Origin of the sequence: Novosphingobium sp. SG754 (assembly GCF_013149315.1) — a bacterium.
In the GTDB taxonomy this organism is placed as follows: domain Bacteria; phylum Pseudomonadota; class Alphaproteobacteria; order Sphingomonadales; family Sphingomonadaceae; genus Novosphingobium; species Novosphingobium capsulatum.
This window is the reverse complement of record NZ_JABGCC010000003.1, coordinates 595,781-609,809: the sequence shown is the minus strand read 5'-3', so window position 1 is coordinate 609,809 and position 14,029 is coordinate 595,781. Positions and strand designations below refer to the sequence as shown.

7 protein-coding genes are annotated in these 14,029 nt (G+C 65.5%); all 7 read left to right on the top strand.

The window, feature by feature from the left end; genetic code table 11:
• Positions 1–152 precede the first annotated feature (152 nt).
• The 7 genes from FHW97_RS10560 (at position 153) to FHW97_RS10530 (ending at position 14,025) form a co-directional block, all read left to right on the top strand.
• Positions 153–2,039, top strand: coding sequence for a sialate O-acetylesterase (locus FHW97_RS10560; protein WP_171798909.1), 1,887 nt, complete (start codon positions 153–155; stop codon positions 2,037–2,039).
• Positions 2,040–2,150: 111 nt separating this feature from the next.
• Entirely contained in the window at positions 2,151–3,224 is a 1,074-nt protein-coding gene (locus FHW97_RS10555; protein ID WP_169041428.1) for a LacI family DNA-binding transcriptional regulator, read from the top strand.
• A gap of 523 nt (positions 3,225–3,747) precedes the next feature.
• Positions 3,748–6,750 (top strand): TonB-dependent receptor, encoded by a 3,003-nt coding sequence (locus FHW97_RS10550; RefSeq protein WP_253941712.1) that lies wholly within the window; start codon positions 3,748–3,750, stop codon positions 6,748–6,750.
• 100 nt (positions 6,751–6,850) lie between these two features.
• Positions 6,851–8,344: a tryptophan halogenase family protein gene (locus tag FHW97_RS10545; RefSeq protein ID WP_171798908.1), complete on the top strand. Its 1,494-nt coding sequence runs from the start codon at positions 6,851–6,853 to the stop codon at positions 8,342–8,344.
• A gap of 16 nt (positions 8,345–8,360) precedes the next feature.
• Positions 8,361–9,908, top strand: a complete 1,548-nt coding sequence (locus FHW97_RS10540) for a tryptophan halogenase family protein (protein ID WP_171798907.1) — start codon at positions 8,361–8,363, stop codon at positions 9,906–9,908.
• Positions 9,909–10,051: 143 nt separating this feature from the next.
• The gene (locus FHW97_RS10535) at positions 10,052–12,376 is read left to right on the top strand and encodes a TIM-barrel domain-containing protein (protein ID WP_171798906.1); all 2,325 of its coding nucleotides are present in this window, start codon (positions 10,052–10,054) and stop codon (positions 12,374–12,376) included.
• Entirely contained in the window at positions 12,376–14,025 is a 1,650-nt protein-coding gene (locus FHW97_RS10530) for an alpha-L-fucosidase (protein ID WP_171798905.1), read from the top strand. The genes FHW97_RS10535 and FHW97_RS10530 overlap by 1 nt, the downstream gene beginning before the upstream one ends.
• Positions 14,026–14,029 lie beyond the last annotated feature (4 nt).

Here is a 14,029-nt window from a genome sequence, read left to right as displayed (position 1 = left end):
CTTTGCCGTTGTGTTTTTGTTTGCGGGGACGAGGCATAATTTGCGCTCGAAATGCCGTCAAGATAGCGCTAACAATTCCGCTACAAGCAAACTGCCCCGGGCCGCCATAACGATGGTGGCGGCCGGGCGGTAAGAGAGGAGCCCTGTCGGCCATGCGTCCATTTCGCCTTGCGGTGCCTGTCATTGCCGCCGCCGTTCCGCTGCTGGCCTGGCCCGTGGCGGCGCAGGCCGCGCCCTTTGCCCTGGCACCGGTCCTGACCGACAACGTGGTGTTGCAGCGGGGCAAGCCGGTGCCCCTGCGCGGCATGGGGGAGCCGGGCAGCGTGGTCCATGCCAGCCTGGACGGTGGCGCGCTGCCCGATGCGACCGTGGCGGCCGATGGAACATGGCAGATTGCCTTGCCGCCCCAGGCTGCGGGCGGCGGCCACCACCTTCGCTTTGCCACGTCGACCGGGCAGCAGACGCAGCTTGCCAATGTGGCATTTGGCGACGTGTTCCTGTGTTCGGGCCAGTCGAACATGGAGTTCACGCTGCGCCATGCCACCAATGCCGACGTGGTGATTGCGGGCAGCGCCAATCCCGATCTGCGCCTGTTCAACGTGCCCAAGCAAAACAGCCTGACACCGCAGCCGCAATTCGGTGCGGGCGTAGCCTGGGCACCTGCTGGCCCGGCAAGCACGCCGGATTTTTCTGCCGTCTGCTATTTCATGGGCGCCAGCCTTCAGGCGACGCGCAAGGTGCCCGTGGGCCTGATCGCGGCATCGTGGGGCGGTTCGATCATCGAGGATTGGATGTCACTGGCGGCCGTGCGCCAAGCTGGTGGGCACGACGATGATTTGGAGTTGCTGGCCCTGCGCCGGCGCGATCCGGCTGCGGCCGAGCAGGCCTGGGGCAAGCAGTTGCGTGCCTTTTTCGCGCGCACGGCGGGGAAGGGGGCGGCCCGCAGCGCCGACGTGGGCAAGCTGTGGGAAGACTGGGGCGATCCAGCCTATGCCCGGTTTGACGGCACCGCCACCTATACCGCCACGGTCAGGCTCAGCGCGCAACAGGCCCGGGCCGCCCGCGCGCTGCGTCTGGGCGTGGTCGACGATATCGACCAGACGCTGGTCAACGGCGTGGCGGTGGGCGCGGGGGTGGGCTGGAACACGCAGCGCCACTATGCGCTGCCGGCCGGCAGCCTGCACGCTGGGACCAATACGATCACGGTCAACGTGCTCGATACCGGCAGCGGCGGCGGCCTGCATGGCGATAGCCTGCCGGCCCTGGAACTGGCCGATGGCAGCATCCCGATTGCCGGATGGCAGGTGGTCCAGGGCATGCCGCTGGCGCGCGCCGGCAAGATTCCGATGCCGCCCTGGATCGCGGCGAGCGGGCTGACCACGCTGTACAACGGCATGATCGCCCCGCTGGGCGATATCCCGCTGGCCGGCATCGCCTGGTACCAGGGGGAATCGAATGCCGGCGATGCAACCGGCTATCGTGGCTTGCTGCGCGCGCTGATCGCCGATTGGCGCAGCCGCTTTGCCACGCGGCCTTTCGGTATCGTGCAGATTGCCGGTTATGGGCCACTGGTGGCTGGCCCAACCGATGCCTTCTGGCCCCGGATCCGCGAGGCGCAGCGCGAGGTAGCGGCCAGCGATCCCGACGCCGGCCTGGCCGTGGCGATCGACGTAGGTGACCCTGACGATATCCACCCCACGCGCAAGAAGCCGGTGGGTCAACGGCTGGCCCAGGCCCTGGCCGGCAAGCCGGTTGCCGCGCTGCCGGTGGTGCTGCGCGAGGGCAACGACCAGGTGCGGCTGCGCTTCAACCGGCCATTGCGGGTGATCGGCGATGCCGTGCCGATCGGCTTTGAGCTGTGCGATGCGGCAGGCCATTGCCGGTTTGCCCCGGCAAAGCTCGACGCCCCCGATACGGTGGCCATCCCCGTGCGCACTGGTGACGTGACGCTGCGGTATCTCTGGGCAGATAGCCCGGTCGCCAACCTGTTCGATGCCGATGGCAGCCCGCTGAGCCCCTTCACCATGCCGATACCCTGATCGCCCCGTCTCTCGCCTGGTCGATACGCGCCGCGCGATAGCGGTATCAATTTGGTATCGGGTTGGCCGTTTCGCTTGCATGCCGCATTGGCGGGGCTTAGGACGGCGGGGATGACTGATCAGGACAACGGCCGCGTCAAGCGTGGGCAACGCCGGGGGGCGCGTGGGCCGACGGTGGCCGATGTCGCGCGCCTGGCGCAGGTTTCGCCGATGACGGTGTCGCGCGTGGTCAACAGCGATCCCAAAGTGCACGAGGCCACCCGCGCCAAGGTGGAAAAGGCCATTGCCGAACTGGGCTATGTCCCCAATCTTGCCGCGCGCAGCCTGGCCGGCGGCCGGCAGTGCCGCATCGGCCTGCTCCATTCCAACCCGAGTTCGGCCTATCTCAGCGAGTTCCTGGTCGGATCGAACGAGCAGGCCAACGCCATGGGCGCGCAGTTGCTGGTCGAGCATTTCGAGGAAGAGGCCAGCCGCGAAGCGCTGGCAGCCAAGCTCTTGTCGCACCGTGTCGATGCCGTGCTGCTGCCGCCGCCCCTGTCTGACGATGTGCTGCTGCTGGAATGCATCAACCGCGCCGGGCTCGTCATGGCGCAGGTCGCCACCGGGGCACCTTCGCCGCTGGCCCATGCCGTAACCATCGATGACGAGGCGGCCGCCTATGCGCTGACCGCGCGGCTCACCGGGCTGGGGCATCGGCGGATCGGCTTTATCGGCGGCGCGCCCAACCAGACCGCCAGCGCCCTGCGCCGCAACGGCTATCGCCGCGCCTTGGCCGAAGCGGGCATCGATGGCGATCGGCGCCTGGAAACCACCGGCGATTTCACGTTCCGTTCGGGCATGGATTGCGCGCTGGCGCTGCTCTCGCTCGACGAGCCGCCCACGGCGATCTTTGCCAGCAACGACGACATGGCCGCCGCCACCGTCGCCGCGGCGCACCGTATGGGGCTGGACGTGCCGCGCCAGCTATCGGTCTGCGGGTTCGACGATACGGCATCGGCGACCAATGTCTGGCCGGAACTCACCACCGCGCGCCAGCCGGTGGCCGATATGGCACGCGAAGCCGTGCGCCTCTTGGTGGACAGCGTGTTTGACCCCAAGGCCCGCGCGCCGCGCCATGTGCGGGTCGATTTCTCGCTGGTGCTGCGCGCATCCGACGCCACGTTGACCGCGCCTCGCGCCGGTTAATCCGTACCCGGCCATCCCGCGCAATGCGGGGGAACGGATCACGCCATTTTCGCTACGCGCGCTTGCGGTGACCACGCACGAATAGTGGGTGACCGTTGCGGCTTTGCCACAGTCCTGCAATCGTTTTAGCGCTATCGCCAGGCCATTTGCTGCGCCTCTCGCACCGCAAAAGAGCGTGCGATAAATCCTAGTTATCTCATTGATACGATAATTCTAAGTAATTGAATTAAAACAAATGATGCAAAGCGGCATAAATTGCCGATTTGTTGCCGAATGCGGCTGTCCAGCGGCAAGCCCGCAGCACGGCGGGCGTTTGGCAATAATCCGGTTTGCGAATCGTGTGTTGAAATGGTAGCGTTAACGCAGATGAGGTGCTCTGACACACGGAGCAATCAGGAGGGGGCTCTAAGGGAAATAGATCTGTTTCTCGCCATTGCCGCGCGTCTCTCACGACGCTGAGATCGGCATGGAAATATCTGTAAAAACTACATTTCTTTAGAGATAGCCTTAATTGGGAGGGGTTATGCACAACGTTTTCGGGCGCAGCACGCGCCGCAATGCGCGCAAGATCGGTTTTCTTGTCACGTCCAGCATGGTGATGGCCGCCTCGCTGGTGGCCGGCACCGCCCATGCGCAGGAAGCCGCTGCCGCCACAGACGCCGGCAAGGCCGCCGCTGCCGATGAGCCCGGCGTGCCGTCGATCATCGTTACCGGTATTCGCGGCTCGCTGAGCAACGCTCTCAACACCAAGCGCAATTCGCAGGTGATCGTGGACTCGATCTCTGCCCAGGACATCGGCGCGCTGCCCGACCGCACCGTTTCCGAAGCCCTGCAGCGCGTGCCCGGCATCACCCTGCAGCGTACCGGTGACGTCAACACCCTGGAAGGCAGCGACCCCGGCCGCGTGCCGGCCGAAGGTGGCGGCGTGTTTATCCGTGGCCTTTCCTGGACGCGCAGCGAAATCAATGGCCACGACGTGTTCTCGGCCAACAGCGGCCGTGGCCTGAGCTTTGAAGACGTCTCGCCTGACCTGATGGGCGCGGTCGACGTCTACAAGACCCCGTCGGCCGACATGGTCGAAGGCGGCATTGCCGGCATCGTCGACCTGCGCACCCGCAAGCCGCTCGACAGCAAGAACTTCGTCGCCGTTTCGGGTGACTGGAACTATGCCGACAAGCGCAAGGAAGGCTTCTTCTCGGGCAATGCCGTGGTAAGCCACCGCTGGGACACGCCCGGCGGCACCCAGATCGGCCTGCAGCTTTCCGCATCCACCGGCAAGACCGGCAACCGCACCGATGCGATCCAGACCGGATCGATCAGCACGACAACGCTGCCAGCGGCGCAATCGGGTCTCCCGGCCGGCACCACCGTGGCCCTGCCCAGTGGCCTGGGCTATCGCTCGGTCGAATGGACGCAGGTGCGCCACTCGTATGACGCGGTGCTGCAGATCAAGCCGTCGTCCAGCCTGCTGTTCACCTTTGAAGGCATGATTGCCAAGGTGACGCCGCGTGACGCTGAAAATGCCGTGCAGATCAACGACCAGAACGGCGGTTTCAGCCTCGATCCCAGCTTCACCTTCACTGGGCCGCAGCACACCCTGGCCTCGGGCACGCTAAGCAACGCGCAGCTGGTCTATGACAGCCGCGTTGGCCAGCAGGACAAGGTCACCCGCGAATTCTATGGCAGCATGTTCTGGACGCCGACCGATCACCTGACGGTGAGCGTCGATGTCGATCACGTCAACTCGCACGCCAGCGTTTACAGCATGACCGCGTTCGACGGTTTCGGCCTGAACGGCGGCCGGCCCAACGTGGCGTTCAACCTGACTGGTGACCGGCCCAGCCTCACCTTCAGCGAAAATGGCCTGAGCCTGAGCGATCCGGCTAACTATTTCTGGTACGCTGCCATGCAGCACAACGAGAACAACCGCGCCTCCTCGTGGGCGGAGCGTGCCGACGTGACCTACACGCTCGATGACGGCAACTTCTTCAAGTCGTTCAAGGTTGGCCTGCGAAACACTGCCAAGGACTTGGTCACCCAATCGACCAACTACAACTGGGGCCTGCTCAGCACCGCCTATTGGGGTGGCGGCACGCCGATCTACCTTAACCAGGACCCGGGCAACGTGGGCCTGCCGGGCCAGACCACGCGCCTCAATTTCGGCAACTTCATGGGCGGTAACGTCAATGTGCCGGGCGGCTGGTTCCCTTCGGTTGGCTTGCTCGACAAGGGGGCAGCCAATGCCTACAAGTATCTGGTTACCACGCAGAGCGGCAATGGCGGCTGGTCGCCGCTGACCGATGCGGCCTTCAATGGCAGCGCTGGCAACAACAACGCCTATGGCACCAATACCCAGACCGAAAAGACGCTGGCCGGTTATGCCATGGCGAGCTTTGGCGAAGACAGCGGCCTGCTCGGCCGGTTCGATGGCAACATCGGCGTCCGCGTGATCCGCACCCGCACCACGGCGGTTGGCGCCATCTTCCTGCCCTCGCTCAGCTCTTCGTCGTCGAACTCGCAGACGGCGGCGGCGTGTATCGCCACCAATGGCGCCGCGGCGTGCCAGGCGCTGGTCAATGCCGCGACGTTCGTGGGCGATGGCAGCAAGACCCCGGTCGACGCGCGCAACAGCTATACCGACGTGCTGCCGACGCTCAACACGCGGTTCTACCTGAACGACAAGACCATCCTGCGCTTTGCGGTGGGCAAGACGATTTATCGCCCGAGCTTCACCGACCTGCAGGCCAACCAAACCTATGCCTATACCTTCCAGGCGGACGGCTTCACCCCGGCGGTGGTCGCCCCCCGTACCCTGACGGGCGGCAACCCCTATCTCAAGCCGATCCGCGCCTGGAACTTTGACGCCAGCTTCGAATACTATTTCGGCAAGGCCAATGCCGTGACGCTGGCCGCGTTCTTCAAGGACGTGTCGAACTACATCAGCCCCCAGGCATCGACCGTTACGCTGACGCGCAATGGCGTGACGCAGGATTTCCAGGTCAACATCCCGGTCAACGGCGGGCATGGCACGATCAAGGGCGTGGAAGCGGGTTACACCATGTTCTTCGATAGCCTGCCCGGTGCGCTGTCGGGCCTGGGCTTCAACGGCAACTATACGTTCATCGCCAGCACCGGTGGGCGCAACCCGTCCAACCCGCAGCTGGCGCCGGGCAGCCTGCTGCCGGGCAACCTGCCGATGCAGGGCCTGTCCAAGCATTCGTTCAACGCGGCGCTGCTCTATGAAAAGTATGGGGTTTCGGCGCGCCTCGCTTACAACTGGCGCTCGGAATACTTGGCCAACGCCAACGGTGCCAACGTCAACCAGCCGGTATGGAACGAAGCCTATGGCCAGCTCGACGCATCGTTCATCGTCGATGTAAACAGCCATCTCAAGGTCGGCCTCCAGGCGCAGAACCTGCTCAAGGCCAAGACCTATATCGATGTCGGCCCGGCGAGCCTGCACCCGCGCTATGCCTGGGAAGAAACCGACCGCCACATCGCGTTCCTCGTCCGCTCGAAGTTCTGATAGCGGCGGTATCTTGCTCCACACGGCCGGCTCCGGTTATCTCATGCCCCTGTTCCGCACAGGCGCATGAGACCGGGGCCGGAACGGGGAAGAGGATGTGATGAACGAGGCAGCGATCCGATCGATCACCATCCTGGGCGGTGGCACGGCCGGTTGGATGGCGGCCACGCTTCTGGCCAAGGCGTTCGATGGGCAACCCTTGCGCATTACCCTGGTGGAATCCGAAGAGATCGGGATCATCGGGGTGGGCGAGGCGACCGTGCCGCTGTTCCGCCTGTTCAACGACAGGCTTGGCCTGGATGAGCATGCCTTCCTGCAGGCGACGATGGGCAGCTACAAGCTGGGCATCGAGTTCTGCGATTGGGGGCAGGTGGGCAATACCCACTTCCATGGCTTTGGCGATTATGGCGAGCCGATCGGCGGGATTGCCCCGCACCATCATTGGCTGCGCCTGGCCCGATCGGGCGAAACCGCACCGATCGAAGATTATTCCGCGCCCTATGCCCTGGCGCAGCGTGGCAAGTTCACGCCGGCCGACCCGCGCCAGCCGCGCTATGCCCACGCCTATCATTTCGATGCGGTGCTCTATGCCCGCTATCTGCGCAACCTGGCGGAAAGCTGGGGCGTGACGCGGGTGGAAGGGCGCGTGGTCGATGTGCCGCTCGATCCGCAGACCGGGCATATCCGCGCCTTGCACCTGGCCGATGGGCAGGTGGTGGATGGCGAATTCTTCATCGACTGCACCGGCTTTGCCGCCGAGCTGATCGGCAAGCGCCTGGGCACGGGCTATGTCGATTGGTCGCACTGGCTGCCGTGCGACAGCGCCATTGCGGTGCCATCGGCGCGGCACGATCCGCCCGCGCCGTTCACCCGCTCCACCGCGCTGGCGGCTGGCTGGCAATGGCGCATTCCGTTGCAGCACCGCGAGGGCAACGGCATCGTCTATGCCTCGGCCCACATGAGCGATGCCGCCGCGGAGGACGCGCTGCTCGGCAGCCTGGGCGGCGCGCCACTGGCCAATCCGCGCCGCTTCCGCTTTACCGCCGGGCGGCGCGAGGCATTCTGGCAGCGCAATTGCGTGGCGCTGGGTTTTGCCAGCGGGTTCTTGGAGCCGCTGGAATCCACCGGCATCCAGCTGATCCAGAACGGCATCGGCCGCTTGATCGAGTTTTTCCCCGACAAGCATTTCGATCCGCGCGTGGCGGCCGAATACAACCGCGTGTGCCAGGTGGAATGGGACCGCATCCGCGATTTCATCATCGCGCACTATTGCGTGTCGCAGCGGCCCGAGCCGTTCTGGCAGGCGGTGCGCGCCATGGACCTGCCCGATACCCTGCAGCAAAAGCTCGATAGCTGGCACGCGACGGGCAAGATCCCGCTGCTCGATGGGGAATCCTATCAAGAGCCGAGCTGGGCGGCGATCCTGCTGGGCAATGGCGTCTGGCCACAGCGCCACGATCCGCTGATCGACGCGCTGCCGATCGACATGCTGCGCGCGCACATGGCACGCCGCCGCGAGGATCTGGCGCGCATGGGCCGGTCTGCACCCGATCACCGCTTTTACCTTGCCCGCCATTGCCAGGCCGCGGCCTGACCGATCGGATCACCCCATGCCGCACGACACCGCGCCTTCCCACATCCGTTCCATCGTCATCGCCGGTGGCGGCACCGCTGGCTGGATGGTGGCTGCCGCGCTTTCGCGCACGATTGCCCCGCACCGTTGCCGCATTACGCTGGTCGAATCCGAAACCATCGGCACGATCGGGGTGGGCGAAGCGACCATCCCGCCGATCCAGACGTTCAACCAGGTTATCGGGCTGGACGAGGCGGCGTTTCTCCAGGCGACCAAGGGTACGTTCAAGCTGGGCATCGAATTTGCCGGCTGGCGCGCCAGGGAGCACCGCTATTTCCATCCGTTCGGCCGGCAGGGCAACGATTTTGGCGGCACGCAATTCCACCAGCACTGGTTGCGCGCCCAGGCGCTGGGTGATGATACCCCACTCGGCGCGTTCTCGCTCAATGAACAGGCCGCCTATGCCGGCAAGATGCGGCAGCCCGATGGCGATCCACGCTCGGTCTATTCGACATTTTCCTATGCCTATCATTTCGATGCCACGCTCTATGGCCAGCATCTGCGTACCTTGGCCGAAGCGCGCGGGGTGGAGCGCCGCGAAGGGCTGATCGAAGAGGTCGTGCTCGACGGCGAGAGCGGCGGCATCGCCAGTCTGCGGCTGGACGATGGCGGCATGCTGGATGGCGATCTGTTCATCGATTGCACCGGCCTGCGCAGCCTGTTGCTGGGCGAGGCGCTAGGCGTGCCTTTCGAAGACTGGACGCACTACCTGCCGTGCAACCGGGCCTTGGCCGTGCCGACCGACTGCGTTGATCTCATGCGCCCTTATACGCGCTCGACCGCTCATGAGGCCGGCTGGCAATGGCGCATTCCGCTGCAACATCGCATGGGCAACGGCATGGTCTATAGCGCCGAACATTGGAGCGATGACCAGGCCCATGCCGCGCTGATGGCCAATTTGGATGGCCAGCCGCTGGCCGATCCGCGCCTGATCCGCTTTACCACCGGCCGCCGGGTGGAGAGCTGGGCCAAGAACTGCGTGGCGATCGGCCTTTCGGCCGGATTTCTGGAGCCGCTGGAATCGACCAGCATCCATCTGGTCCAGATTGCCGTGGCCAAGTTGCTCAACTGGTTTCCCGACATGGGCTTCGACCCCATGACCATGGCCGAGTTCAACCGCCAGATTGCCAACGAATACGACCGTATCCGCGATTTTCTGGTGCTGCACTATCACGCCAACGAGCGCGAAGGGGAACCGTTCTGGGACCAGTGCCGGACCGGCGCGATCCCGGATTCGCTGGCGGAAAAGATCGCCATGTTCCGCCGCAGCGGGCGGCTGCTGTCACGCGAAACCGATCTGTTTCAAGACGCCAGCTGGCTGGCGGTGCTGCTCGGCCAGGGCGTCATGCCCCAGGCCCACGATCCGCTGACCGAAAGCCTGCGCCCGCTGGAACTGGACCAGATGCTGCGCGGCATGCGTGACCTGATTGGGCGCGCAGCACAGGCCATGCCCAGCCAGGCCGATCACCTTGCTAGGATCGGCGGGACGATCGCCAACGCCCAGCGGGAAGCGGCGCTGGGCTGACCACCGGCCGGGAAAAGGCAAGGCGCGATAACCAGTTGCCAAGCCAGCATCGGCACCATAATGATAGCGCTATCACTCGACTGCGCGGGTTGAACCACGGTTTGGCTGCGACAGAATTAACGAGACGGGAAGGGACCAATCGCATGAAGGCCAAGGCACGTATTTTCACCCTCGCGCTGCTGTTGCAGGCCGGTTGCGCGGTGCCGGCCCTGGCCGCGCCGCTGGCGGTGCTCGATCGCAACGGCGCGGCGGTGAGCATCGAACCCTATGCCCCCAATATCGTGCGCGTCACCATCGCCACTGATCCCGACGTGGCGCGTAGCGCGCCGGGCGAAGGGCCCAATGCCACGCCCGATGCCGCTGGCTGGACCCATGCCAGCGACAACGGGGCTGACGTGTTCCGTTCCGGCGACCTGGAAGTGCGCGTCGATGCGCAGCCCTGGCCCAGCGCGCCGACGATGATGGCCCGCTATTTCGCGCCGTCGCTGCCCAGCGTCTCGATCGGCTTTGCCAAGCCCGGCGGCGCCGCGCTCACGCGCATGAACAGCTGGGAAATGAGCCCGCACGATGTTTCGGGCGAGCACACGTTCCGCGTGGGCGCGAGCTTTTCCACCACGGCTGATGAGCATTTCTGGGGCCTGGGCCAGAACCAGCAGGGCTTTGCCGATCTGCGCGGGCGCACCATCGATTGCCGCCACAACTATGACGCGCCCGAGGGCGAAAGCGTGTGCGTGCCCTTCATGGTCACGAGCAAGGGCTATGGCATCGTCTGGGACAATCCTTCCGCCACCACGGTTTCGGCCGGGGTCAACGGCAAGACGCACTGGCAATCCAACGTGGGTGAGCGCGTCAGCTTTTTCGTGATCACCGGCAAGACCACCGACGAGATCTATGCCGGCTATGCCCGCCTGACCGGCACCACGCCGCTGCCGCCCAAGGCCGCGCTGGGCCTGATCCAGTCCAAGGCGCGCTATGAAACGCAGGCCGAGCTGCTCGACATTGCCAAGGGCTATCGCGCGCGCAACCTGCCGCTCGATATCATGGTGCTCGACTGGTTCTATTGGACGGCGCTGGGCAACCTCGACATCGATCGCAGCGCCTTTCCCGATCCCAAGGGCATGAATGCCCAGCTCAACGCCATGGGCATGCGCTCTTTGATCAGCGTGTGGCCGCGTTTCGAAAAGGTTTCCAAGAACTTCGATACGCTCGCCGCCAAGGGCTGGCTGCTGCACGACAAGGATGGCAAGCCGGTCGATGGCCTGCCGATCCGCTCTGACCGGGCGGGCGCGCTGATCGATCCCACCGTGCCGGCCGCGCGCAAGTGGTTCTGGAGCCAGATCCGCGACAATATCCTGAGCCAGGGTTTTGACTGGACCTGGCTGGACGAGACCGAGCCCGATCTGGTGCCGGACGGCTATTTCTATTCGATCGGTTCGGGCGATCGCTATCACAACCTGTTCCCGCTGTTGCACACGCAAAGCGTGGCCGATGGCTCGGCGCAGGACCGGCCCAACAAGCGCAACATGATCCTGTGTCGCGCGGCCTATCTCGGCGCGCAGCGCAATGGCTGCCTGTTCTGGTCGAGCGACGTGGACGCCACGTGGGAAGCGCTGCAGCGCCAGATCCCTACCGGGATCAACGCCGCCGCGTCGGGCATGACCTATTGGAGCAGCGACACCGGCGGCTGGCAGTATCCCGGCGGCGCGGGCGAAGCGACGACGGCGCCGCTGGTCGATCCGGCCGGCGCCACGGCGATGGCGCCCGATTACAAGGACTATCCCGAGCTATTCGTGCGGTGGTTCCAGTACAACACCTTTACCCCCACGCTGCGCATCCATGGCCAGCGGCCGGGCACGGCGCTGTGGCAATATGGCCCGGCGGCAGAGGCGATCCTGGCTGACACGCTGCGCCTGCGCTATGCGCTGCTGCCCTATACCTATGCCGCCGCGCGCCATGCCTATGACACCGGCGCGCCGATCATGCGCGGGCTGTTCATGGATTTCCCCGGCGATGTCCAGGCCTTGACGGTGAAGGATCAATATATGTTCGGCCCGGCGTTCCTGGTGGCGCCGGTCACGCGGCAGGGGCAGACCCACCGCCCGGTCTATCTGCCCAAGGGCACCGACTGGTATGACTGGTGGACCGGGCGCAAGTTTGCCGGCGGGCAGACGATCGAGGCCGATGCCCCGATCGCCCATATCCCGCTGTTCGTGCGCGCGGGCAGCTTGGTGCCGCTGGGCACGCCGATCCTTTCCACCGTGGAAAAGCAGGGCATTGCCAAGCTGCGCGCCTTTGCCGGCGCCAATGGCGAGGCCACGCTCTATGACGATGATGGCCAGACCAATGCCTACAAGACCAGCCAGGCCGGCAAGACCGTGGTGCGCTGGAACGATGCCAGCGGTCAGGTGGAATGGCCCGCCGGCATGAAGGGCAGTGCGGCGCGTCCGCCGGTCGAGGTGGTGCGCTGATGGCCGGGGGATGGCTCGGCGCCAGCCGGCGCGGCGTGCTCGGTGGCGGGCTGGCGGCGCTGGCCGTGGGTGGCGCGGGCCAGGCGCGCGTTGCTGCCGACCATCGCGCCCGGTCGGGCACCCTGGCGCCCGACTGGCAGTCTCTGGCCGCCGGCTATCAGGTGCCGGCGTGGTTCAGGGAGGCGCGCTTTGGCATCTGGGCGCATTGGGGCCCGCAGTGCCAGCCCGAGCGTGGCGACTGGTATGGCCGCTCGATGTATATCCCCGGGACGCCGGCCTATCAGCATCAGGTTGCCACCTACGGCCATCCCACGGCCCACGGTTTCATCGACGTGATCGGCGACTGGCGCGGTGAGCATTGGGATCCCGATTTCCTCGTGCAACGCTACAAGGCGGCGGGTGCACGCTATTTCATGGCGATGGCCTGCCACCATGACAACCTGGACCTGTTCACCAGCGATCATCATGGCTGGAACAGCACCCGTGTGGGGCCAAAGCGTGATCTGATCGCCGGCTGGGAAAAGGCGGCACGCGGGGCGGGCCTCAAGTTCGGCGTGTCGAACCATGCCAGCCACGCGTGGCACTGGTGGCAGACCGCCTATGGCTATGATGCGCAAGGGCCCCATGCCGGGCAGCGCTATGACGCCTGGCACCTGCGCCGCGAGCACGGGCAGGGTACCTGGTGGCAGGGCCTCGATCCGCAGGCGCTTTACACCGGGCCCAACATGGCCCCGCCCGATGGCATCACCAGCGATGCCGCGATGGACAAGTGGCACCAGGCCAACGATGGGCAGTGGCTGGAAACCGTGCCGCCGCGCAACCCGGCCTTCGCCGCGCGCTGGCTGGCGCGGCAAAAGAACCTGGTGGAGCGCTACCGCCCCGACATGGTCTATTTTGACGATTACGGCCTGCCGTTCGACCACTACGGCCTGGAAGCCGCCGCGCATTTCTACAACCAGGCGACTGCCTGGCACGGCAGCCCCGACGTGGTGCTGACGGCCAAGCGGCTGAGCGAGGACCAGCAGCGCGCCGTGGTGGAAGACGTGGAGCGCGGCTTTGCCGCCGATATTCGCCCACGCCCGTGGCAGACCTGCACCTGCATCGGCGATTGGCATTACAACCGCGACCGGTTCGCGCAGAAATCCTATGTGCCGGCCCATCAGGTGATCCAGCGCCTGGTCGACGTGGTATCGAAGAACGGCAACCTGCTGCTGTCGATTCCGCTACGCGGCGATGGCACCTATGATGCCGAAGAGAGCAAGATCCTGGACGGCATCACCGCCTGGATGGCGGTGCACGGCGATGCCATGATTCATGGCAGCCGCCCGTGGCGGCGCTATGGCGAAGGGCCGACCAAGCTGGACACCGGCATCATGGCAGAGGGCAAGTCTGGCCCATTCACCGCGCAGGATATCCGCTTTACCACCAAGGGCGGCGCACTGTTTGCCGCGATGCTGGAATGGCCCGGCGCGCCGGTGCGGATCGCATCACTGGGGCCGCAGGCCGGCCAGGTCTCTGCCGCGCGCCTGCTTGGGGGTGGGCCGGTGCCGTTCCGCCAGGATGCCAATGGCCTGGTCCTGACCCTGCCGCCGCGCCCGGCAGGCGGCATGGTGCCCGTGGTGCAGTTGGACGGGGCCGGCCTGATCTGACGCA

Excerpts from the sequence above, each read along its gene's own strand:
- FHW97_RS10560 (WP_171798909.1), top strand. The coding sequence starts at position 153 with ATGCGTCCATTTCGCCTTGCGGTGCCTGTCATTGCCGCCGCCGTTCCG.
- FHW97_RS10550 (WP_253941712.1), top strand. The coding sequence starts at position 3,748 with ATGCACAACGTTTTCGGGCGCAGCACGCGCCGCAATGCGCGCAAGATC.
- FHW97_RS10555 (WP_169041428.1), top strand. The coding sequence starts at position 2,151 with ATGACTGATCAGGACAACGGCCGCGTCAAGCGTGGGCAACGCCGGGGG.
- FHW97_RS10540 (WP_171798907.1), top strand. The coding sequence starts at position 8,361 with ATGCCGCACGACACCGCGCCTTCCCACATCCGTTCCATCGTCATCGCC.
- FHW97_RS10530 (WP_171798905.1), top strand. The coding sequence starts at position 12,376 with ATGGCCGGGGGATGGCTCGGCGCCAGCCGGCGCGGCGTGCTCGGTGGC.
- FHW97_RS10535 (WP_171798906.1), top strand. The coding sequence starts at position 10,052 with ATGAAGGCCAAGGCACGTATTTTCACCCTCGCGCTGCTGTTGCAGGCC.
- FHW97_RS10545 (WP_171798908.1), top strand. The coding sequence starts at position 6,851 with ATGAACGAGGCAGCGATCCGATCGATCACCATCCTGGGCGGTGGCACG.